The organism is Klebsiella grimontii (assembly GCF_042137965.1).
Classification (GTDB): domain Bacteria; phylum Pseudomonadota; class Gammaproteobacteria; order Enterobacterales; family Enterobacteriaceae; genus Klebsiella; species Klebsiella grimontii.
The window spans coordinates 324,999-347,452 of record NZ_CP169721.1; the positions used below are offsets into that span (position 1 = coordinate 324,999).

22 protein-coding genes are annotated in these 22,454 nt (G+C 59.1%); 14 read left to right on the plus strand and 8 right to left on the minus strand.

Features of this window, described 5'->3' with window-relative positions:
• From arnC to arnF, 6 genes are read left to right on the plus strand one after another with little or no spacing between them, the layout of a single operon-like run.
• Positions 1-984, plus strand: coding sequence for an undecaprenyl-phosphate 4-deoxy-4-formamido-L-arabinose transferase (gene arnC / locus ACE3MN_RS01475; RefSeq protein ID WP_375364239.1), 984 nt, complete (start codon positions 1-3; stop codon positions 982-984).
• Entirely contained in the window at positions 981-2,966 is a 1,986-nt protein-coding gene (gene arnA / locus ACE3MN_RS01480; protein WP_004134775.1) for a bifunctional UDP-4-amino-4-deoxy-L-arabinose formyltransferase/UDP-glucuronic acid oxidase ArnA, read from the plus strand. Before arnC ends, arnA begins: the two co-directional genes overlap by 4 nt.
• Positions 2,963-3,865, plus strand: a complete 903-nt coding sequence (arnD, locus tag ACE3MN_RS01485) for a 4-deoxy-4-formamido-L-arabinose-phosphoundecaprenol deformylase (RefSeq protein WP_064410550.1) — start codon at positions 2,963-2,965, stop codon at positions 3,863-3,865. The genes arnA and arnD overlap by 4 nt, the downstream gene beginning before the upstream one ends.
• Complete coding sequence (gene arnT / locus ACE3MN_RS01490) at positions 3,865-5,520, plus strand: lipid IV(A) 4-amino-4-deoxy-L-arabinosyltransferase (protein ID WP_375364240.1); 1,656 nt, start codon at positions 3,865-3,867, stop codon at positions 5,518-5,520. Before arnD ends, arnT begins: the two co-directional genes overlap by 1 nt.
• Positions 5,517-5,855 (plus strand): 4-amino-4-deoxy-L-arabinose-phosphoundecaprenol flippase subunit ArnE, encoded by a 339-nt coding sequence (arnE, locus tag ACE3MN_RS01495; RefSeq protein WP_004134781.1) that lies wholly within the window; start codon positions 5,517-5,519, stop codon positions 5,853-5,855. The genes arnT and arnE overlap by 4 nt, the downstream gene beginning before the upstream one ends.
• Positions 5,855-6,238: a 4-amino-4-deoxy-L-arabinose-phosphoundecaprenol flippase subunit ArnF gene (arnF, locus tag ACE3MN_RS01500; protein ID WP_004134783.1), complete on the plus strand. Its 384-nt coding sequence runs from the start codon at positions 5,855-5,857 to the stop codon at positions 6,236-6,238. The genes arnE and arnF overlap by 1 nt, the downstream gene beginning before the upstream one ends.
• On the opposite strand, the gene ACE3MN_RS01505 is transcribed toward arnF, so the two are convergent.
• A complete protein-coding gene (locus ACE3MN_RS01505) occupies positions 6,235-7,284 on the minus strand; it encodes an AI-2E family transporter (protein WP_004134785.1) in 1,050 nt (349 codons plus the stop codon). The two genes, arnF and ACE3MN_RS01505, sit on opposite strands and share 4 nt — an antisense overlap.
• A gap of 132 nt (positions 7,285-7,416) precedes the next feature.
• On the opposite strand from ACE3MN_RS01505, the gene ACE3MN_RS01510 reads away from it, so the two are divergent.
• On the plus strand, positions 7,417-8,637 hold the full coding sequence (locus tag ACE3MN_RS01510) for an MFS transporter (RefSeq protein WP_224232929.1): 1,221 nt from the start codon (positions 7,417-7,419) through the stop codon (positions 8,635-8,637).
• Here the strand turns inward: ACE3MN_RS01510 and ACE3MN_RS01515 are convergent, their stop codons facing one another.
• Positions 8,638-9,195 (minus strand): DcrB family lipoprotein, encoded by a 558-nt coding sequence (locus tag ACE3MN_RS01515; protein WP_004126200.1) that lies wholly within the window; start codon positions 9,193-9,195, stop codon positions 8,638-8,640.
• A gap of 73 nt (positions 9,196-9,268) precedes the next feature.
• A complete protein-coding gene (locus tag ACE3MN_RS01520; protein WP_004126198.1) occupies positions 9,269-9,934 on the minus strand; it encodes a 7-cyano-7-deazaguanine/7-aminomethyl-7-deazaguanine transporter in 666 nt (221 codons plus the stop codon).
• A gap of 166 nt (positions 9,935-10,100) precedes the next feature.
• Between ACE3MN_RS01520 and tusA the strand changes: the two genes are divergently transcribed.
• Positions 10,101-10,346, plus strand: coding sequence for a sulfurtransferase TusA (tusA, locus tag ACE3MN_RS01525; protein WP_064410702.1), 246 nt, complete (start codon positions 10,101-10,103; stop codon positions 10,344-10,346).
• 211 nt (positions 10,347-10,557) lie between these two features.
• On the opposite strand, the gene zntA is transcribed toward tusA, so the two are convergent.
• Entirely contained in the window at positions 10,558-12,762 is a 2,205-nt protein-coding gene (gene zntA, locus ACE3MN_RS01530) for a Zn(II)/Cd(II)/Pb(II) translocating P-type ATPase ZntA (RefSeq protein WP_102650207.1), read from the minus strand.
• A 78-nt stretch (positions 12,763-12,840) separates the two neighbouring features.
• Positions 12,841-13,467, minus strand: a complete 627-nt coding sequence (locus ACE3MN_RS01535) for a lysoplasmalogenase (RefSeq protein WP_004126194.1) — start codon at positions 13,465-13,467, stop codon at positions 12,841-12,843.
• A 142-nt stretch (positions 13,468-13,609) separates the two neighbouring features.
• Here ACE3MN_RS01535 and ACE3MN_RS01540 point away from each other — a divergent pair, with 142 nt between their 5' ends.
• Positions 13,610-13,969 carry a DUF2500 domain-containing protein gene (locus ACE3MN_RS01540; protein WP_004133016.1) on the plus strand — a complete coding sequence of 120 codons (360 nt, stop codon included), beginning with the start codon at positions 13,610-13,612 and terminating at the stop codon, positions 13,967-13,969.
• Between the two features lie 14 nt (positions 13,970-13,983).
• On the opposite strand, the gene ACE3MN_RS01545 is transcribed toward ACE3MN_RS01540, so the two are convergent.
• Entirely contained in the window at positions 13,984-14,262 is a 279-nt protein-coding gene (locus ACE3MN_RS01545) for a DUF1145 family protein (protein WP_004126191.1), read from the minus strand.
• A complete protein-coding gene (gene rsmD / locus ACE3MN_RS01550) occupies positions 14,252-14,848 on the minus strand; it encodes a 16S rRNA (guanine(966)-N(2))-methyltransferase (protein WP_004133018.1) in 597 nt (198 codons plus the stop codon). The genes ACE3MN_RS01545 and rsmD overlap by 11 nt, the downstream gene beginning before the upstream one ends.
• A 192-nt stretch (positions 14,849-15,040) precedes the next feature.
• On the opposite strand from rsmD, the gene ftsY reads away from it, so the two are divergent.
• The 4 genes from ftsY to rpoH all read left to right on the plus strand — a co-directional run bounded on the left by ftsY (position 15,041) and on the right by rpoH (position 19,388).
• Complete coding sequence (ftsY, locus tag ACE3MN_RS01555; RefSeq protein ID WP_049087063.1) at positions 15,041-16,555, plus strand: signal recognition particle-docking protein FtsY; 1,515 nt, start codon at positions 15,041-15,043, stop codon at positions 16,553-16,555.
• Between the two features lie 2 nt (positions 16,556-16,557).
• Positions 16,558-17,226, plus strand: coding sequence for a cell division ATP-binding protein FtsE (gene ftsE, locus ACE3MN_RS01560; protein WP_004106557.1), 669 nt, complete (start codon positions 16,558-16,560; stop codon positions 17,224-17,226).
• Complete coding sequence (gene ftsX / locus ACE3MN_RS01565; protein WP_024359812.1) at positions 17,219-18,277, plus strand: permease-like cell division protein FtsX; 1,059 nt, start codon at positions 17,219-17,221, stop codon at positions 18,275-18,277. The genes ftsE and ftsX overlap by 8 nt, the downstream gene beginning before the upstream one ends.
• A gap of 256 nt (positions 18,278-18,533) precedes the next feature.
• Positions 18,534-19,388, plus strand: a complete 855-nt coding sequence (gene rpoH, locus ACE3MN_RS01570; RefSeq protein ID WP_004133023.1) for an RNA polymerase sigma factor RpoH — start codon at positions 18,534-18,536, stop codon at positions 19,386-19,388.
• A 31-nt stretch (positions 19,389-19,419) separates the two neighbouring features.
• On the opposite strand, the gene ACE3MN_RS01575 is transcribed toward rpoH, so the two are convergent.
• Complete coding sequence (locus tag ACE3MN_RS01575; RefSeq protein ID WP_064343292.1) at positions 19,420-20,934, minus strand: PLP-dependent aminotransferase family protein; 1,515 nt, start codon at positions 20,932-20,934, stop codon at positions 19,420-19,422.
• Between the two features lie 117 nt (positions 20,935-21,051).
• Here ACE3MN_RS01575 and ACE3MN_RS01580 point away from each other — a divergent pair, with 117 nt between their 5' ends.
• Positions 21,052-22,317, plus strand: a complete 1,266-nt coding sequence (locus tag ACE3MN_RS01580) for a 4-aminobutyrate--2-oxoglutarate transaminase (RefSeq protein WP_224231370.1) — start codon at positions 21,052-21,054, stop codon at positions 22,315-22,317.
• Positions 22,318-22,454: the final 137 nt, after the last annotated feature.

The window sequence follows — 22,454 nt, forward strand, 5'->3', positions numbered from 1 at the left end:
ATGTTTAGCTATCCTCCCGTGAAAAAGGTCTCGGTCGTCATTCCTGTCTATAACGAGCAGGAGAGCCTGCCGGAGCTTATCCGCCGTACCGATACCGCCTGCGCGACGCTCGGTCGGCAGTATGAAATTCTGCTGGTCGACGATGGCAGCAGCGATGACTCGGCGCGGATGCTCACCGAAGCCGCCGAGGCCGAAGGCAGCCACGTGGTGGCGGTACTGTTGAACCGCAACTACGGCCAGCACTCGGCGATTATGGCGGGCTTCAGCCACGTTACCGGCGACCTGATCATTACCCTTGACGCCGACCTGCAAAACCCGCCGGAAGAGATCCCGCGCTTGGTCGAGAAGGCCGACGAGGGCTACGACGTGGTCGGTACCGTGCGCCAGAACCGTCAGGACTCCTTCTTCCGTAAAAGCGCCTCGAAGATGATCAACCGCCTGATCCAGCGCACCACCGGTAAAGCGATGGGCGACTATGGCTGCATGCTGCGCGCCTATCGCCGCCATATCATCGACGCGATGCTTAACTGCCATGAGCGCAGTACCTTTATCCCGATTCTGGCAAACACCTTTGCCCGCCGGGCGGTTGAGATCCCGGTGATGCACGCCGAGCGCGAATTCGGCGACTCCAAATACAGCTTTATGCGCCTGATTAACCTGATGTACGACCTGGTGACCTGCCTGACCACCACGCCGCTGCGCCTGCTGAGCCTGTTCGGCAGCGCTATCGCCCTGCTGGGCTTTGCCTTCGGCCTGATGCTGGTGGTGCTGCGTCTGGTGTTTGGTCCCCAGTGGGCGGCAGAAGGGGTGTTCATGCTGTTCGCGGTGCTGTTCATGTTTATCGGCGCCCAGTTCGTCGGGATGGGCCTGCTCGGGGAGTATATCGGCCGCATCTATAACGATGTCCGCGCCCGCCCCCGCTACTTTATTCAACGTGTTGTTCGCCAGCCGGAAACGGCATCTCAAGAGGAAGATCGTTCATGAAAGCCGTAGTCTTCGCTTATCACGATATGGGTTGTGCAGGTATTCAGTCTCTGCTGGACGCCGGTTATGACATCGCCGCTATTTTTACCCATCCGGATAACCCTGGCGAAAACCATTTCTTTGGCTCCGTGGCGCGTATCGCCGCTGAGCAAGGCATCCCGGTATGGGCGCCGGAAGATGTGAATCATCCGCTGTGGATCGAACGTATCCGCGAGATAAAACCGGACGTGCTGTTCTCGTTCTATTATCGCAACCTGCTGTGCGATGACATTTTGAATATTGCGCCGCAGGGGGCTTTTAACCTGCATGGTTCACTGCTGCCGAAATATCGCGGCCGCGCGCCGCTGAACTGGGTGCTGGTGAACGGCGAAAGCGAAACAGGCGTGACGCTGCACCGTATGGTTAACCGCGCCGATGCCGGCAATATCGTGGCGCAGAAAAGCGTAGCGATCGGCGCGGATGACGCGGCGCTGGCGCTGCACCGTAAACTCTGCGCCGCAGCGTCGGATCTGCTGGCTCAGGCGCTGCCCGCCATCCGCGACGGTAAAACCGAAGAGCGCGTCCAGGATGAAAGCCAGGCGACTTACGTCGGTCGCCGTACGCCGGAAGACGGTCGCCTCGACTGGGAACGTTCGGCCCAGACGCTGCACAACCTCGTCCGCGCGGTTTCCGATCCGTGGCCGGGCGCGTTCGGCTACGCCGGCGCAAACAAGTTTATCGTCTGGAAATCACGCGTGCGCCACGATCTGGCCGCCGCCAAAGCGGGGACGGTGCTCTCCGTTGCGCCGCTGGTCGTCGCCTGTCAGGAAGGGGCGTTAGAAATCGTTACCGGGCAGACCGAGCGCGGCGTTTATATGCAGGGTACCCAGCTGGCGCAGGCGCTGGGCCTGGTTGCCGGCGCGGTGCTGAGCAGCAAACCGGTGGTGGCGATTAAGCGCCGCACCCGCGTGTTGATCCTCGGGGTGAATGGCTTTATCGGTAACCACCTGACCGAGCGTCTGTTGCAGGACGACAACTACGAGATTTACGGCCTGGATATTGGCTCCGACGCCATCAGCCGCTTCCTCGACAACCCGCGCTTCCACTTTGTTGAAGGCGATATCAGCATCCACTCCGAGTGGATCGAGTACCACATTAAGAAGTGCGACGTGGTCCTGCCGCTGGTGGCGATTGCCACGCCAATCGAATATACCCGCAACCCGCTGCGCGTGTTTGAGCTGGATTTTGAAGAGAACCTGAAGATTATCCGCGACTGCGTGAAATACGATAAGCGCATCATCTTCCCGTCGACGTCGGAAGTGTACGGCATGTGTACCGACAACAACTTCGATGAAGACACCTCCAACCTGGTGGTCGGGCCGATTAACAAACAGCGCTGGATCTACTCGGTCTCCAAGCAGCTGCTGGACCGCGTGATCTGGGCCTACGGCGATAAGAACGGCCTGAAGTTTACCCTGTTCCGGCCGTTTAACTGGATGGGGCCGCGCCTCGATAACCTCAACGCCGCGCGCATCGGCAGCTCTCGCGCCATCACCCAGCTGATCCTCAACCTGGTCGAAGGTTCGCCGATCAAGCTGATTGAGGGCGGTAAGCAGAAGCGCTGCTTTACCGATATCAGCGACGGTATCGAAGCGCTGTTCCGCATCATTGAGAACAAGGACGGCCGCTGCGACGGGCAAATCATCAACATCGGCAACCCGGATAACGAAGCGAGTATCAAAGAGCTGGCGGAAATGCTGCTGGCCTGCTTTGAACGCCATCCGCTGCGCGACCGCTTCCCGCCTTTCGCCGGATTCCGCGAAGTGGAAAGTAGTGATTACTACGGTAAAGGCTACCAGGATGTTGAACACCGTAAGCCGAGCATTCGCAACGCGAAGCGCTGCCTGAACTGGGTGCCGACGGTGGAAATGGAAGAGACCGTGGAACATACCCTGGACTTCTTCCTGCGCACGGTTGAACTGACGGACAGCGGCAAATCATGAAACAGGTCGGCTTACGCATCGATGTCGATACCTTTCGCGGTACGCGGGACGGGGTCCCGCGACTGCTGGCTCTGCTAAGCCAGCACGGGATTCAGGCAAGCTTCTTTTTCAGCGTCGGGCCGGACAACATGGGGCGTCATATCTGGCGCCTGGTAAAGCCGAAGTTTCTGTGGAAGATGCTGCGCTCAAAGGCCGCGTCGCTGTACGGCTGGGATATCCTGCTGGCCGGCACCGCCTGGCCAGGGCGCAGGATCGGCGCGGGGAATGAAGAGGTTATCCGCGCCGCCGCGCAGGAGCATGAAGTTGGCCTGCACGCCTGGGATCACTATAGCTGGCAGGCGTGGAGTGGCGTCTGGCCGCAGGAAAGGCTGACGCTGGAGGTTGAACGCGGGCTGCTGGAGCTGGAGCGGATTATCGGTCGCCCGGTAACCTGTTCCGCCGTTGCCGGCTGGCGCGCCGATCAGCGGGTGATCAAAGCCAAAGAGGCTTTCGATTTCCTCTATAACAGCGACTGCCGGGGGACCGGGCCTTTTCTGCCGCAGCTGGGGAACAGCGCGCCGGGGACCGTGCAGATCCCGGTGACCTTACCGACCTGGGATGAAGCGGTGGGAAACGCGGTGGATATTGCAGGCTTCAACCGCTATCTGCTGGACTGCATCCACCGCGACGCGGGGACGCCGGTCTATACCATCCATGCTGAAGTGGAGGGCATTGCCTTCGCGGATCAGTTTGATGAACTGCTGACCATGGCCGCACAGGAAGAGATCCAGTTTTGCCCGCTAAGCCAGCTGCTGCCCGCCGATTTTAGCGCGCTGCCGCGAGGGAAGGTGGTTCGTGGTGAACTGGCCGGCCGGGAAGGCTGGCTTGGACGTGAACAATTACTCAATTCGGGTGTTTGATGAAAAGCATTCGCTACGGCGCCTCTCTGGTCGCCCTTTTTGTCCTCTATTATATACTGCCGCTCAACTTCCGCCTGCTCTGGCAGCCTGATGAAACCCGCTACGCGGAGATCAGCCGCGAAATGCTGGCGACCGGCGACTGGGTGGTGCCGCATTTCCTCGGGCTGCGCTACTTTGAAAAACCGATTGCCGGCTACTGGATCAACAGCATCGGCCAGTGGCTATTCGGCCACAATAATTTCGCCGTCCGCTTTGGGGTGGTATTTTCGATTACCGTTACCGCGCTGCTGGTTGCCTGGCTGGCGTGGCGTCTTTTCCGCGATAAACGCGTCGCGATTCTGTCGCCGGTTATCTTCCTGACCGCGCTGCTGGTCTACGGTATCGGCACCTACGCGGTGCTCGACCCGATGATCACCATGTGGATGGCGCTGGCGATGTGCAGCTTCTGGGGCGCGACGCAGGCTCAAAGCCACGGCGGTAAAATTTTCGGCTATGTTTTACTCGGCGTGGCCTGCGGGATGGGAGTGATGACCAAAGGCTTCCTTGCGCTGGCGGTGCCGGTGGTCGGAGTGCTGCCGTGGGTGATTGCGCGTAAGCGCTGGCGCGAAGTGCTGACTTACGGCTGGCTGGCGGTGGGCGTCTGCGCGCTGGTGGTGCTGCCGTGGGGGCTCGCCATCGCCAAACGCGAGCCGGATTTCTGGCGCTACTTCTTCTGGGTGGAGCATATCCAGCGTTTCGCGGAAAAAGATGCCCAGCATAAAGCGCCGTTCTGGTACTACATTCCGTTCCTGATTGCCGGCAGCCTGCCGTGGCTGGCGCTGCTGCCGGGGGCGCTCAAGCGCGGCTGGACCGAGCGCGATGAGGCGCGCGGTGCGCTCTATTTGCTCGGATGGGTGGCGATGCCGTTGCTGTTCTTCAGCATTGCTAAGGGTAAGCTCCCGACCTACATCCTGCCCTGTTTTGCTCCTCTGTCGATTCTGATGGCGCGCTACGCGCTGGATGCGGCGAAGGCGGGGGCGAAAGCGCTGAAAATTAACGGCGCGATCAACCTGGCCTTTGGCCTGATTGGCCTGGTCGCCGTGCTGGTGGTTTCGCCGTGGGGCTTTATGCACAAGCCGGTATGGAGCCACATTGAGCTGTATAAGTGCCTGCTGGCGGCGCTGATATTTGGCTGGTGGGCGCTGATGGGCTGGCTGGCGATGAAGGATAACGGCCGCCGCTGGATCCTCGCCGCCTGCTGCCCGCTCGGGCTGGCGCTGCTGGTGGGCTTCGCTATCCCGGATCGGGTGATCGACAGCAAGCAGCCGCAGTTTCTGGTGGATATCGTCAGCGAATCGCTGACGCCGAGCCGCTACGTGTTGACCAATAACGTCGGTATCGCCGGCGGGCTGTCGTGGGAGCTCAAGCGCAGCGATATCATTCTGTTCGACAAGCAGGGCGAGCTGAAGTACGGTCTCTCCTGGCCGGACGCGCAGCACCAGTTTGTCGATCAGGCGCATTTTGCTGACTGGCTGGCGACGCACCGCCAGCAGGGACCCGTCTCGCTGGTTCTGCTGATGGACAAAGGAGAAAGTATGGCTGATTTAGCGCTACCGAAACCGGACAGCTTCTACGAGCTGGGGCGCGTGGTGTTTATCCAGTACCTGCCGCAATGAGCGTGTGGATCTGTCTGGTTTTCGCCAGCCTGCTGAGCTGCGCCGGACAGCTGTGCCAGAAACAGGCCACCCGCCCGTCCAAATCCGGGCGGCGCGGGCGCCATATCCTCGGCTGGCTGGGTTTAGCGCTGCTCGCTCTCGGCTGCAGTATGCTGCTGTGGCTTAGCGTGCTGCAGTCAATCCCGGTCAGTATCGCCTACCCTATGCTGAGCCTGAACTTTGTCTGGGTGACGCTGGCGGCGTGGGGGATCTGGCGCGAGCCGGTCGCGCGCCGCCACTGGCTTGGCGTGGGGCTGATCGTCGTCGGGATTGTTATTCTGGGGAGCCGTATCTGATGGGCTTAATCTGGGCGTTATTCAGCGTCGGCCTGGCGAGCGGCGCGCAGCTGCTGCTGCGCAGCGCGATGGTCGAACTCCCGCCGCTGACAGAGATATTCACCTTCCTCAACCATCTGCTGCATCTGCGGGCGGGCACGTTTGGCCTGACGTTCGGGCTTATGGGTTACCTGCTATCGATGGTCTGCTGGTACTTCGCCCTGCATCAACTGCCGCTGGCGAAAGCCTACGCGCTGCTGAGCCTGAGCTATATCCTGGTCTGGGCCGCCGCCATCTGGCTCCCCGGCTGGCATGAGCCTTTCCACTGGCAATCGCTGCTGGGCGTGCTGCTGATTGTCGCCGGGGTGCTGACGATCTTCTGGCCGGTGAAGCGGCAGGGCTAGCCCGGTAGCCTGCTTTTGGGGCGTCCGGGCCCGAGCAGGATGGCTAATTTACTGCCGCCCTTGGTGGTCTCCATCCATATTTTACATACGCTGGTTAACGGTACCGACAGCAGCATTCCCACTGGGCCAAGCAGCCATCCCCAGACCAGCAACGAGAGGAAAACCACCAGCGTAGACATGCCCAGCCGATGGCCCATCATGCGGGGTTCGAGAATATTGCCGATGATCATGTGCACGACTAAAAAGAGCGCGCCGACCATCAGACACTCATAATAACCGTTAAAAAGTAACGCCTGGACCATAGGCGGAACGGCGGAAATCACCGAGCCAATGTTAGGCACATAGTTCAGCAGAAAAGCCAGCACGCCCCACATCAGCGCAAACTGAACCCCCATCAGCATCAGCCCTAACCAGACAATCACCCCAGTCCACAGGCTAAGCAGCGTTTTCAGCGCCAGATAATGCGAAACGCCTTTTAAGGCCCGGTGCAGACCGGCGATGTGGATCTGCGGGTTGTTGAGGGCAAAGCGGAGTTTATAAGGCACATGACGGACTTCAAAAAGCATAAACACCACCGTCATCACCAGCAGAACGACGCTGGCCATAGCGCCAGAGAGCCCGGTCATCAGGGTGGTCGTGAACGTCATCAGCTTGTCAGAGTCTATGCGTTGCAGCATACGCTCCGGGGACATGTGAATATGCAAAAACGGCAGCGCCTCCTGCAGCCGCAGGACTTTTGCCGTCAGCTCTTTATTATATTTTGGCAGCATGGCGACAAATTCGTTAACCGATGCGGCCAGTACGCCAATTAACGCGGTGAGCACGATCAGCATCACCACCACCACGATAGTAATGGCTGCCGGGCGACGCACGCCGCGGCGAATAAACCAGGTGACCAGCGGATTGAGGACAATGGCGAAGAACAGCGCCAGTAATAGCTGCACGATGATATCTGCCGCGGCATGGATCCCGGCGAGGATCACCACCAGTGACGCCAGTTTAAGCAGAATATGCATACCCGTTTTATCGGGCTGAGGGGTTGTCATTCACGGTTCCTTTCTATGATTTTCATTAAGTGTAGCGGCTGGCTTGCTGCCAGGAATCCTAATCTGGCTGCTGATTTATAACGTGTGGCGTGGTAGAAATGAAACACAGTAGTAAAAATCTGGTGGAACCCGATGCCCGAAACCGTCGCCGAACCGGCGCTCAATGGATTGCGCCTCAATCTGCGGATTGTCTCTGTCGTGATGTTTAACTTTGCCAGCTATCTGACCATTGGCCTGCCGCTGGCGGTGTTGCCCGGCTATGTGCATGATGTGATGGGGTTTAGCGCCTTCTGGGCCGGACTGGTGATTAGCCTCCAGTACTTCGCTACGCTGCTCAGCCGCCCGCACGCCGGGCGTTACGCCGACCTGCTGGGGCCAAAAAAGATCGTCGTTTTCGGCCTGTGCGGCTGCTTTCTGAGCGGACTCGGCTATCTGCTGGCGGCGCTCTTCGGCGACTTGCCCGCTGTGAGCCTGGCGCTGCTATGCCTTGGGCGCATAATTCTCGGCATTGGGCAGAGCTTCGCGGGAACCGGCTCCACGCTGTGGGGCGTCGGGGTAGTCGGTTCGCTGCATATCGGGCGGGTTATCTCCTGGAACGGCATTGTCACCTACGGAGCGATGGCGATGGGCGCACCGCTCGGCGTGCTCTGTTACTCGCTGATTGGCCTGCACGGGCTGGCGTTGACCATTATGGCGGTGGCGCTGGTGGCGGTATTGTGCGCGTTGCCGCGGGCGGCGGTGAAAGCGGGCAGGGGTAAAGCGATGTCGTTTCGCGCGGTGCTGGGGCGCGTCTGGCTCTACGGTATGGCGCTGGCCCTGGCTTCGGCGGGGTTTGGCGTTATCGCCACCTTTATCACCCTGTTTTATGATGCCAAAGGCTGGGACGGCGCGGCCTTCGCCCTGACGCTGTTTAGCTGCGCCTTTGTCGGCACTCGTCTGCTGTTCCCCAACGGAATTAACCGCCTTGGCGGGCTGAACGTGGCGATGCTCTGTTTTGTCGTCGAAATTATTGGGCTGCTGTTAGTGGGCCTGGCGGAGACGCCGCTGATGGCGAAAATAGGCACTTTCTTTGCCGGAGCCGGTTTTTCGCTGGTGTTCCCGGCGCTTGGGGTGGTGGCGGTGAAGGCCGTGCCGCAGCAAAATCAGGGGTCGGCGCTGGCGACCTATACGGTATTTATGGATCTCTCGCTGGGGATCACCGGTCCGCTTGCCGGGCTGCTGATGGCGTGGGCGGGCATTTCATCGATCTATCTCGCGACGGTGGGGCTGGTCGCGGTGGCGCTGCTGCTGGGATGGCGGTTAAAAAAACGGCCCCCGGTCGGTGAACCGGAGGCCGCGGCGTCAGGCCAGTAGTTACTGGATGACGAGGGTGTTGATAATGTTTTCCGCTTCGGTCTGCGCCTGCTGCTGATTATCCGCTGGCAGCGTGATCTGCAGCGTCAGCAGTTTGTCATCAACCTTACCGAGCAGGACGGAAGACCAGGCGGTCTGGCCCTTGGCGGAGATGATGCTGTCCAGCTGTTGCAGGGTGTGGCCTTTGATCTCAATGGATTTATTGCTCACGACCTGCAGCTGCGGGTCGCGGCTGCGCTGCTGCTCTTCCAGACGCTGGCTCATGACGGCCAGATCTTCATTGGTGCTGTCGCCAACAATCACGATCACCGCTTTCTGGCCGGTGGCGTCAGAATAGACGTGCATATTGTTGGCCTGGGTGCCCAGCTTGCCGCTCTGGTCGGTCATACCGGCAGGCAGGGAGAAGCTCAGTTTGCCATCCAGCAGACTAATAGGTTGCCCGCTGGCGTTGCTTTCCGCAGCCGCCCCGGCAGTCGGCGTTTTTGTATCGCTGTTATCACAGGCCGCAAGACCCACAACCAGCAGGCCAATACCGACATATTTAACCAAATTGCGCATTGACATCTTCCTTTCGATAAACGGCCATTAACGGCTCATTCGCTTATCTTATCACATCGTTTCGTGAGTACTCTTAACCTGGCTGCAATGCGGATAAATCAGATTTATCTGCCAGCTTTTTCAGCAGCATATTCAACAACATGCCGTACATCGGCAGGAAGAATACGATGCTAATCAGCACCTTGAAGCAGTAGTCGACGATGGCGATTTCACCCCAGTGCGCCGCCATAAACGGATCCGGGCTGCGCCAGAAGGCGATAAAGAAGAAGGCCAGCGTATCGCTGACGTTACCGAAAAGGGTGGATGCCGTGGGCGCCAGCCACCAGCGGCGGTTCTGACGCAGGCGGTTGAAGACGTGGACGTCGAGGATCTGCCCCAGCGCGTAGGCCATAAAGCTGGCGGCGGCGATACGGGCGACAAACAGATTAAAGCTGGTTAATGCGGCAAAGCCCTGCCACTCGCCCATATAAAACAGCGCGGAAACCCCGTAGGAGATGAGCAGCGCCGGGATCATCACCGCGAGGATAATGCGTCGCGCCAGCGGAGCGCCAAAAATCCGCACCGTCAGATCGGTGGCGAGGAAAATAAACGGAAAGCTGAACGCGCCCCAGGTGGTATGAAAACCAAAGATGGAGATCGGCAACTGTACCAGGTAGTTACTGGAAGTGATGACCAGCAGATGGAATAGCGATAGCCAGATCAGCGCTTTTTTACGCTGTACGGTAGTAAACGGACTCATATTGTGACCTTTTTAGTGGTTGGGGTGAGGGAACCCAATAAAAACGGCTGCATGATACTGCGTTGCGAGCGTATTGCAATGCTTGTTTTTCGCGCAAACGTTAACCTGGCTTGCGTACTGGCGAACTGGGGGTAAACTAGGGCCGTTTTGTTAATGTGAGATGAAAATGAGCGAACTTTTCTCCAGCCCTGACCATACGCTTGATGCGCAGGGGCTTCGTTGCCCGGAACCGGTGATGATGGTGCGCAAGACCGTGCGTACGATGCCGGTGGGCGAGACGCTGCTAATCGTGGCCGACGATCCGGCGACGACCCGCGATATTCCCGGTTTCTGCCGCTTTATGGAGCATGAGCTGCTGGCGCAGCAAACCGAGGCGCTGCCGTACCGCTACCTGATCCGTAAAAGCCACTGAGTCTGGGTACGTCTTCCCGGAGGCGGTGCTGCGCACCTGTCCGGGCTACAAAAACCAGACCGCACGAACCTGTAGCCCGGGCAAGGCGCGTCAAGCGCCGCCCCCGGGGAAAGAATGCAGCGCTCGCCGCCAGAGATATCCCGGATTGCGGCTGATGCCTTATCCGGGCGACAAAAAACCAGACGGCACGAACCTGTAGCCCGGGTAGATACTATTTCTTACGCAACAGCCGCAGCGCGTTAGCGGTGACCAGCACCGTCGCCCCGGTATCCGCCAGCACCGCCAGCCACAGGCCGGTCAGGCCAAGCAGGGTGGTGACCAGAAAAATGCCCTTCAGACCCAGCGCGATGGCGATGTTCTGCCGGATATTGGCGTGGGTGGCGCGCGCCAGCGAAATCATCTGCGCCAGCCCGGTCAGACGGTTATGGGTCAATGCCGCATCGGCGGTCTCCAGAGCGACGTCGGTGCCGCTGCCCATGGCGATGCCAATCGTCGCCGCTTTCATCGCCGGCGCGTCGTTGATTCCGTCGCCGACCATCGCCAGCGGCGACTCGGCGTTGAGCGCCATCACCGCCTGCACTTTATCCGCGGGCAGCAGCCCGGCGCGGAACGCCAGCCCCAGCTCGCTGGCGATGGCCGCCGCCGCGCGCGGATTGTCGCCGGTTAGTATCACTCCCTGAACGCCTAACTGATGGAGTTCATCCACCGCCTGGCGGGCATCGTCGCGCAGCGTATCGCGCAGCGCCAGAATCCCCAGCAGCGTCTCATCGCGCATCACCAGCACCACGGTTTGCCCGGCGCTCTCCAGCTGCTGAATACGTGCATCGTACTGCGGATCGTTATTTTTCCCGGCGGCGCAAATCAGCACCTGACGACCTTCGACCTGCGCCTCAATGCCGGAGCCAGCCAGCGCGCGCTGGCCGCTGGCCGGCGGAATCACCAGCTGACGCTGCTCCGCCTCACGTACGACGGCCTGGGCTAACGGGTGGCTGGAGCCTTGCTCTACGGCGGCCGCCAGCGCCAGCAGATCGTTTTCGCCGATGTCCGTGGTCGCCATCACCGCGGTGACGCGCGGCTGGCCGATGGTCAGGGTACCGGTTTTATCAAACGCCACCTGGCGCACGCGGCCCAGTTGCTCCAGCGCCGCGCCGCCTTTAATCAGCGCGCCGCGACGCGCCGCCACCGCCAGGCCGGAGGTAATCGCCGCCGGGGTGGAGATCACCAGCGCGCACGGACAGCCAATCAGCAGCAGCGTTAAACCTTTATAGATCCACGGCAGCCATGCGCTGGCAAACAGCAGCGGCGGAACAATGGCTACCAGCAGCGCGACGACCATAATCGCCGGGGTATAGATGCGGCTGAAGCGATCGATAAAGCGCTCAATCGGCGCGCGGCGCTCCTCCGCTTCTTCAATCAGCTTAAGAATGCGATCGATGGCGCTGTCGCCCGGTTCGGAGATCACCGTCAGCTGTACCAGACGATCGACGCTGGTGGCGCCGGCCGCCACGCGTTCCCCGGCGTTACGCTCCACCGGTACGGATTCACCGGTTAGCGCGCTCTCATCGAAGCTGGCGAAGGGCGAGAGCAGCTGGCCATCGGCGGGCAGACGGCCCCCGGCGGCCACTTCAATCACGTCGCCGGGGCGCAGGTCGCGCTGGGCTACGGTTTCGCGTACGCCGTCGCGCACGCGGATTGCGGTATCGGGTTTCAGCGCCATCAACGCGCTGACGCCTTGACGCGCGCGGCTGGCGGCCCAACCCTCAAGGCGTTCGCCGATTAAGAACAGCAGCAGCACCATCGCCGCTTCGGCGGTGGCGCCGATAAACAGCGCGCCGATGGCTGCGACGCTCATCAGAGTTTCGATGGCGAACCAGCTTCCGCTTTTGATCAGGCGTATTGCTTGCCGGGCGACCGGCCACAGGCCGACAAGGGTGGTTGTGATGAAGGCGATTTCGCCCAGAGGAGGGTTAAACTGCTCCAGCCCCCAGCTGAGCGCCATCATGGCGACGAGGGTGATGAGCGGCAGATTCTCGCGCAGCCACGAGGTGGCGTCCTCTGTCCGGGGGGCGTTTTCATCCCGCAGCTGGTAGCCCGCGGCGCGCACGGCGCTTTCGATCTGCGGACCAACGTCGCCCTCGGCGTTGACCAGCAGCTTTTCGGTGGCGAACAGCACCTGAACCTGGCTCACTCCCGGCACCTGGCGAACGGCGGTTTCGACCTTGCGGGCGCAGGCCGCGCAATCCATGCCTTCTACCAGCCAGCTAAAGCGTGCATGACTCAGCGCGTCGTTTTCAGCGGCGGTTTCGCTGCTGCAGGCGTGGTCCGCACAGCAGCTTTCCGCAGGCTGCGCGGCAGGGGTAAATTTTAACGATGAGAAGTGTGGGACTTTTTTATCCTGCGATTCTGGAGCCGACATAGGACCCTCCGGGTAATGATAATTTTCTCATTACCCGCAGGATACACTCTGGAGTCGACTCCAGAGTCAAGCGCTTAATTACAAATAGAGCGCGCGGACGATCAGGAAGTGCCCGGCGAAGTAAAACGCCGAGGAGATCGCGTTGTCAGCGCGGAAGCGGCGGCGATAATGGCTGATGAGCCAGACCGCGTTGCCGAGCAGCAGGAACGCGGCGCCAACGAAGCCGGACAGCGCGGTGTCCGTCGGGCGAGCGAACCACAGCTCGCCGGCCAGCCAGACCATCACCAGCGTCATCGCGATAAAGGTAAACACCGGCATTCGCATCTCTTCCAGCCGCGTCCAGATGATGGCCAGCAGCAGCGCGCCGAGGATCAGCAGCACCAGCGGCAGCGGCCAGAAGAACGACAGCGTCAGCTGGCTGGCAAACCAGATGGTGTAGAGCAGGTGGGAGAGAAAGAACGCCCCCACGGCGTACATCACCCGCTGCCGGGGCAGTAGGGTCAAGGCGTCGCCGACCAGCGAGGCGCAAAGCCCGGCCAGCACCAGGTAGCTGATGGCGTTAAACATCGGCGCTTGCCAGGCCAGTAACAGAAGCAGGATCAGCGTGACGGGTTTAAACACCCAGCGACGCCAGGCAGGCCCACGATAGGACGCATCGACGTAAAGCCATGCGGAGAAACAGACAGCAATAAATGACCAAAGCATAGTAAGTCCCTGTATCTGTTATCATTAAGTAAGTGATTGTACTTACAGTACTGAATCTCAGTGTAGTGGTTTGCAGAGGAAGATGACAATGATAATCAAGCCACAGTATGCTTATTCCTGATAATTCCTGGGGGCAAGGTGAATGAGTAAAGTTCCGCTGTTTTTTATGGTTGCCGTTGCCATCATTGCGGTTGCCGCATCGTATCGTTATGCGCAGCAGCGCCGGGAAAAAATGGAGAACGACGCCGCGCCGCTGTTGCAAAAACGGGTGGTGGTGAGCAATAAGCGGGAGAAGGTGATTAACGATCGCCGTTCACGCCAGCAGACGGTGACGCCTGCCGGCAGCGAGATGCGTTACGAAGCCAGCTTCAGGCCGGTAAGCGGCGGGATGGAAATGGTTTTTCGTCTGCAGGCGCCGCAGTATCATGCGTTAAGCGTCGGCGATAAAGGCGTCCTGAGCTATAAAGGTTCGCGGTTTATGGGCTTTGCGCCAGATCCCTGAACCTTTTCCGGGCATTACTTCTTCTTCAGGGTCGCCTTGAGCTTTTTCTGCCAGGCGACCAGTTCGAACACGCCGAAGATGAAAATACGGACCTGCTCGAAGCGCCCCAGCGGCGGCATCTCTTTCGTCTGCGTCGCCTTGAGCAGCGTCAGCTGCAGGCCGTGCATCAGAATCATAAAGATTAGCGCCACGTTAACGAAGATATTCAGCGGCTTTGGGAACGGTTGAAACAGATTCAGCAATAAAAACGCCCACACGCACAGCATCAGCAAGCGGCCAAAATTAATCAGCATAGTTTTCTCCTTGGGCCTCACGTTGATAGAGACGGTAGGCGACCTGTCCGGCCACTTTTTCACGATAGACGTGCCAGTTCATCGGCACCGGCGGTAAACCGTTTTCGACTTCACTCTCGATGTAGATGAGCGCTTCATCGCTAAGCCAGCCGTTGTTTTCCAGCAGTTTCAGCGTTTCTTCAAGCAGCCCTTTACGAAACGGGGGATCGACAAACACGATATCGTGCGGCGCGCCCGCCTGAGCGAGAAACGCTAAAGTATTGGTGTTCACGACCTTAGCGTTGCTGGCTTTGAGGGTCGCCAGGTTTTTTTGCAGCTGCTGCGCGACGCCGCGTTCCATTTCCAGCAGCGTGGCGTTGGCCGCGTAGCGGGAGAGGGCTTCAAGGCCCAGCGCGCCGCTGCCGGCGAAGCAGTCGAGGCAGCTCGCGTCAACGATCGATGGCGCCAGCCAGTTAAATAGCGTTTCGCGTACCCGGTCGGTGGTCGGGCGCAGACCCGGGCTCTCCGGCACCGGTAATTTACGGCCCCGCCATTGCCCGCCGATAATACGGATCTGGCCGCTGCCTGCGTGGTTTGGTTTCTTCATCTCTTTGCTCAAGTCTCAACTTCCGGGCTGCTATTCTAACGATCGGCAGCGGTTGACGAAACCTTAATCCGGGGGCGGTGATGCGAGTTAAGTTAAGTGGTAGACTATCCGACTAATTTCATCATTTTTCAGCTTCCGCTACCAACTGGCCGAAGCTGTGCCATGAATTAACAGCGAGGAGTGTAGTCGCAAATGGCGAAAGACAAAAAACGTGGCTTCTTTTCCTGGCTGGGCTTTGGCCAAAAAGAACAGGCGCAGGAAAGCGAAACAGAACAAAAAGTAGAAGCCCAGCAAGAGGTTGCAGAACCGTCCGCGGAAAGCGAAGCGCCTGCCGCTGCGCCGCAAACGGTCGACGCGCCTGCGACGGAGAAACCGGACGCCGAAGCCTTTGCCGCCGAGGTGGTTGAGGTGACCGAGCAGGTCGTTGATAGCGAACAACCGCAGGCGGTTGTCGAATCTCCGGTCGTTGAAGAGGTTGCGGAGCAGCCTGCGGTTGAAGAAATTGTCGCTGAGCCGCTGGTTGAAGAGGTCATTGCCGAGCCGGTCGCGGCTGAAGCCGTCGCTGAGCAGACGCCGGAAGCGGTGATTGCCGAACCGGAAGCGGTGATTGAAGAAGCCGTTGTCGAAGATGCCGAAGCAGGCGAACCGTTAGCGGATGCGCAAGCCGATATCAGCGATGAAGAGCTGGAAGCGCAGGCTCTGGCGGCAGCCGATGCGGCGGAAAACGCCGTGGAGGTGGTGCCGGACGAAACCGTCGTGACGCCGTTAGAGCAGGAAAAACCGACCAAAGAAGGTTTCTTCGCCCGCCTCAAACGCAGCCTGGTGAAAACCAAACAAAACCTCGGTTCCGGATTTATCAGTCTGTTCCGCGGTAAGAAAATCGACGATGATCTGTTTGAAGAGCTGGAAGAGCAGCTGCTGATTGCCGACGTCGGTGTGGAGACCACGCGTAAGATCATCACTAATCTGACCAACGACGCCAGCCGTAAGCAGCTGCGCGACGCCGAGGCGCTGTACGGCCTGCTGAAAGAAGAGATGGGCGATATCCTGGCGAAAGTGGATGAGCCGCTGAACGTAGAAGGCAAAACGCCGTTTGTGATTCTGATGGTCGGCGTCAACGGCGTCGGTAAAACCACCACCATCGGTAAGCTGGCGCGTCAGTTCGAGCAGCAGGGCAAGTCGGTGATGCTGGCGGCGGGCGATACCTTCCGTGCGGCGGCGGTTGAGCAGCTCCAGGTTTGGGGGCAGCGTAATAATATTCCGGTGATTGCCCAGCATACCGGCGCGGACTCGGCATCGGTCATTTTCGATGCCATCCAGGCGGCGAAGGCGCGCAATATTGACGTCCTGATTGCCGATACCGCGGGCCGTCTGCAGAATAAATCGCACCTGATGGAAGAACTGAAGAAGATTGTCCGCGTCATGAAAAAACTCGATGTCGATGCGCCGCATGAAGTTATGCTGACCATTGACGCCAGCACAGGGCAGAACGCGATTAGCCAGGCCAAACTGTTCCACGAAGCGGTTGGACTGACCGGTATCACCTTGACTAAGCTGGATGGTACCGCCAAGGGCGGGGTTATCTTCTCGGTTGCCGATCAGTTCGGTATTCCGATTCGCTACATCGGTGTTGGCGAACGTATTGAAGATCTGCGTCCGTTTAATGCGGGCGACTTTATTGAGGCACTTTTTGCCCGAGAGGATTAAAAATGATTCGCTTTGAACAAGTCAGCAAAGCCTATCTCGGTGGGAGACAAGCGCTGCAGGGGGTGACTTTCCACCTGCAGGCGGGCGAGATGGCGTTTCTGACCGGCCATTCCGGCGCGGGGAAAAGTACCCTGCTGAAGCTTATCTGCGGTATCGAACGGCCCAGCGCCGGCAAAATCCTCTTCGGCGGCCATGATATCAGCCGCCTGAAGAGCCGCGAGGTGCCGTTTTTGCGCCGTCAGATTGGCATGATTTTCCAGGACCACCATCTGCTGATGGACCGTACCGTTTACGATAATGTGGCGATCCCGCTGATTATCGCCGGCGCCAGCGGCGATGATATCCGTCGTCGCGTCTCGGCGGCGCTGGATAAAGTCGGGCTGTTGGACAAAGCGAAAAACCTGCCGATTCAGCTTTCAGGCGGTGAACAACAGCGCGTGGGCATCGCCCGCGCGGTGGTGAACAAACCCGCGGTCCTGCTGGCGGATGAACCGACCGGTAACCTCGACGAAGCGCTGTCGGAAGGGATCTTACGTCTGTTTGAAGAGTTTAACCGCGTTGGGGTGACGGTACTGATGGCGACGCATGACCTGGGGCTTATCTCCAGTCGTCCGTACCGCGTCCTGTCCCTCAGCGAGGGGCATATGCATGGAGGCCATATCGGTGAATAAGCGCGAGGCAATGAACCACATTCGCCGATTCGGCAATCGATTCGACCGTTTCCGCAATGCGGGCGGGGCGGGCGGTAGCGGCGGACGCAATGCGTCGAAACGGCCAAAAGCGGCGCCGAATCCGGCTTCCCGCAAGAGCAACGTATTCAATGAGCAGGTGCGCTACGCCTGGCACGGCGCGATACAGGATCTGAAAAGTACGCCGCTGGCGACGTTCCTGACGGTGATGGTGATCGCCATTTCGTTGACCCTGCCGAGCGTATGCTACATGGTTTACAAAAACGTCAGCACCGCGGCGTCGCAGTATTACCCTACGCCGCAAATCACCGTCTATCTGGAGAAAACGCTGGATGACGATGCCGCTGCGCGGGTAGTCGGCCAGCTGCAGGCGGAGCAGGGCGTCGAGAAGGTCAACTATCTGTCGCGTGATGAAGCCCTTGGCGAATTCCGCAACTGGTCTGGCTTTGGCGGCGCGCTGGATATGCTGGAAGAGAACCCGCTGCCGGCGGTAGCGATCGTGGTGCCTAAGATTGATTTCCAGAGCGTTGAGGCGCTGAACACGCTGCGCGACCGCGTGAGCCACGTTCAGGGCGTTGATGAAGTGCGTATGGATGACAGCTGGTTTGCGCGCCTCTCGTCGCTAACCGGGCTGGTCGGACGCGTGTCGGCGATGATCGGCGTACTGATGGTGGCGGCGGTCTTCCTGGTCATCGGCAACAGCGTGCGTCTGAGCATCTTCGCCCGTCGCGATACCATTAACGTGCAGAAACTGATTGGCGCGACGGATGGTTTTATTCTGCGTCCATTCCTTTACGGCGGGGCGCTGCTGGGGTTCTCCGGCGCGTTTCTGTCGCTGATCCTGTCGGAGATTATGGTCATGCGCCTGTCGTCGGCGGTCACCGAAGTGGCGAAAGTGTTCGGCACGCAGTTTGAACTCAGCGGCTTAGGCTTTGACGAGTGTCTCCTGATGCTGATTGTTTGCTCAATGATTGGCTGGGTCGCCGCCTGGCTGGCAACCGTTCAACATTTACGTCACTTTACTCCCGAGTAATAAAAATCTGGTATAATCTTTCCCTGCACTGAATATCTCTCTGCAGGGAAAGAGTCCCTGTTGACGCTTCCCTAAACTTCATAACCATGTCACATTTTGTGCGTAATCTATTCACATCATTGCATGGAACTTGTGGATAAAATCACTGTCTGATACTAATGTGAGTGATATTCTCGTTGCTCATCAATGCTGGCATGTTTGTTGCTCCGTTGTGAGGACAGAATGATGCCAGAAGATATCGATTGAGAGGATTTGAATGACCAAAGATATGCAAACTTTAGCCTTAGCCCCCGTTGGTAACCTGGAATCGTACATCCGGGCTGCTAACACTTGGCCGATGTTATCGGCTGATGAAGAGCGGGAGCTTGCTGAAAAGCTGCATTACCAGGGCGATCTGGAAGCAGCGAAAAAGCTGATCCTGTCTCACCTGCGCTTTGTTGTTCATATTGCTCGTAACTACTCGGGCTATGGCCTGCCGCAGGCGGATCTGATTCAGGAAGGCAACATTGGCCTGATGAAAGCCGTGCGCCGTTTTAACCCGGAAGTGGGCGTGCGTCTGGTTTCCTTCGCCGTGCACTGGATCAAAGCGGAAATTCATGAATACGTGCTGCGTAACTGGCGTATCGTGAAGGTCGCGACCACGAAAGCGCAGCGTAAGCTGTTCTTTAACCTGCGTAAAACCAAGCAGCGTCTGGGCTGGTTCAACCAGGACGAAGTCGAAATGGTCGCCCGCGAGCTGGGCGTGTCGAGCAAAGACGTGCGTGAGATGGAGTCACGTATGGCGGCGCAGGACATGACCTTCGACATGTCTTCGGATGATGAGTCCGATAGCCAGCCGATGGCGCCGGTGCTCTATCTGCAGGATAAATCGTCTAACTTTGCCGACGGCATCGAAGACGATAACTGGGAAGAGCAGGCGGCGAACAAGCTGACCGACGCGATGCAGGGTCTTGACGAACGTAGCCAGGACATCATCCGCGCCCGCTGGCTGGACGAAGACAACAAGTCCACGCTGCAGGAGCTGGCGGACCGCTACGGCGTGTCGGCTGAACGTGTACGTCAGCTTGAAAAGAACGCCATGAAAAAACTGCGCGCCGCTATCGAAGCCTAATCTGAGCGCCAGTCCCCGATAACGCCCCACATTACGTTGGGGCGTTTTGTTTTTCTGCCTCCGCCAGCGCCTGCGGGCAGTGCATTTTCAGGCACGCAAGCAGGATGTTGAACGCCGGCTCCATCTGCGTTTCCGGCTGCGAAGCAAAACCCATCAACAGCCCTTTCTTGCGTTGCGTTGTCAGGTAATAGCGCGACAGCGGACGCACTAAAATATTGCGTGCGTTGGCATCGCGGGCAATCGCCACGTCATCCGCCTCATCCGGCAAATTCAGGATCAGATGCAGTCCGGCATTATCGCTGAAGTCCGACAGCGCGTGCGGCCCGCAGTGCCGCTCAATCAGCTCGGTCAAAAAGACGCGACGGCGGCTGTAGAGCAGGCGCATGCGGCGAATATGCGCCGAGTAATGACCGGCGTTGATAAATTCCGCCAGCGCCAGCTGGATAAGCGAATGGCCGCCGCGATAGAGCTCGGCATGGGCGTTTTTGAGTTCGGCCGCCAGCGGACGAGGCAGCACGACATAGCCCAGCCGCAGCCCCGGGTAGAGCGTCTTACTGAACGTCCCGACGTAGACCACCGGCGCTTCGGCGACTAAGCCCTGTAGCGCCGGGATCGGCTGGCCGGAAAAGCGAAACTCGCTGTCGTAATCATCCTCCACAATCCAGCTGCCGTGCTGATGGGCCAGCGTGAGCAGGCGCTGTCGGCGCTCAAGGCTCATTACCGCGCCGAGGGGATACTGATGGGACGGCGTCACGAAGATCAGCCGCGGCGCTTCGGCTATGCTTTCGGGCGGACACAGGCCGCTGGCATCAACCACCACGGGCTCGGCCCGCACTTCATTCATCGCCAGCACATGGCGAATGCCCCAGTAGGACGGCTCCTCCACCCAGGCGAGATCGCCGCGGTCGCACAGCATGCGGGTGATCAGGTCGATAGCCTGGTGGATCCCTTCGGTGATAAGAATTTGATCTGCCTGACACTGAACGCCGCGCGCTACTCTCAGATAGTCCACCAACGCGTGCTGTAGCTCGGCCGTTCCGCCGTTACAGCTGTAGCTGAGCTGTTCCGGTTTTGGACGGCGGCTGATACGCGCCTGGATTTTACTGAACAGCGGATGGGGAAACGCGTTGACGTCCGGTACACCGGGGATAAATGCCCCCCACTGACGCGGGCTGGCGCTGACCTGTCCCAGCAGATGCTGGCCGCGCCGGGAGATAGGCGCGCTGGTTGCCGGCGCCGGGCTGCTTTCACTGGCGCTACAGACGGGAAGGAACATATCGGGCAGCGTTTTCGCGACGAATGTTCCGCTGCCGCGACGGGACACGACGTACCCCTCGGCCAGTAGTTGTTCATAAACTGTTAAAATTGTGTTGCGTGACATTCTCAGCTCCCCCGCCAGATCCCGCGACGGCGGCAGGCGGCTATGGGGCGGCAGAGAACCATCCAGAATGGCATGGCGAATCGCCTTGTAAAGGCGCTTGTGCAGGAGCGGATCGGTTTCTTTCTGCAATCTGACCAGCACCAGGTCTGCGATGAGCGAACGCAATTGGATCCCTCAGATAATCTGAATTGGTACTCGATTATAGGGCCAAATCCTGTGTAAATAAACGACATAGTTTCGGATTTGTTGCGATAACGTGACACACATGACAGGAGATTCCCGGTGAAAAGTTCAGAACTGAATCAGCGTCGCCAGCAGGCGACTCCGCGCGGCGTAGGGGTAATGTGCAGCTACTTTGTTGAGAAAGCAGAGAACGCTACGCTGTGGGATATTGAAGGGAATGAGGTGATTGATTTCGCCGCCGGCATCGCGGTGCTGAATACCGGCCATCGGCACCCTAAAATCATTGCCGCCGTTGAACAACAGCTGCAGGCCTTTACCCATACTGCTTATCAGATTGTCCCGTACGAAAGCTACGTCACGCTGGCCGAGCGGATTAACGCGCTGGCGCCGATTGACGGTCCGGCAAAAACGGCGTTCTTTACCACCGGGGCGGAAGCGGTTGAAAACGCAGTGAAAATTGCGCGCGCTTATACCGGTCGTCCGGGGTTGATTACCTTCGGCGGCGGATTCCACGGCCGCACGTTTATGACCATGGCGCTGACCGGTAAAGTGGCGCCTTATAAGATTGGTTTCGGTCCGTTCCCGGGATCGGTGTATCACGCAGTCTACCCTAATGCCGCCCATGGCATTACCACCGCTGACGCGATGAAAAGCCTGGATCGTATTTTTAAAGCCGATATCGCGGCCGACCAGGTGGCGGCGATTGTGCTGGAGCCGATTCAGGGGGAAGGCGGCTTTAACGTCGCCCCGCCTGAGTTTATGCAGGCGCTGCGCGCGCTGTGCGATACCCACGGCATTCTGCTGATTGCCGATGAAGTACAAACCGGCTTTGCGCGCACCGGCAAGCTGTTTGCGATGCAGCACTATGATGTGAAGCCTGACCTGATGACGATGGCTAAAAGCCTGGCCGGCGGTTTCCCGCTCTCCGGCGTGGTCGGTCGCGCCGAGGTGATGGATGCGCCTGCGCCGGGCGGTCTGGGCGGTACCTATGCCGGTAACCCGCTGGCGGTCGTGGCTGCGCACGCGGTGCTGGACGTGATTGAAGAAGAGCAACTGTGCCAGCGCGCTGAGCGCTTAGGCAGCCATCTGAAAGAAGTGCTGAATCAGGCGCGTCAAAGCTGCCCGGCCATTGCGGACGTACGCGGCCAGGGGTCGATGGTGGCGGTGGAGTTTAACGATCCGCAAACCGGCGAGCCGTCGGCGGAGATCACTCGTCAAATCCAGCAAAAAGCCCAGGAGAACGGTCTGCTGCTGCTGAGCTGCGGCGTCTACGGCAACGTCATTCGCTTCCTCTATCCGTTAACGATTCCGGATGCGCAGTTTACGAAGGCGCTGGATATTCTGGCCCGCGTGCTGAAGCCCTAACTTTTCGCCCGGTCAGACTGCGGCGGCAGGGAAGCCGAAGAGAAACAGGATGCCGCGTTCTGGCCAGTCATGCTCAGCGTGAGTGGTTTATCACCCTGATATCACCTTTTTTCCGGCAGCGGATGTTGCCGGAATAA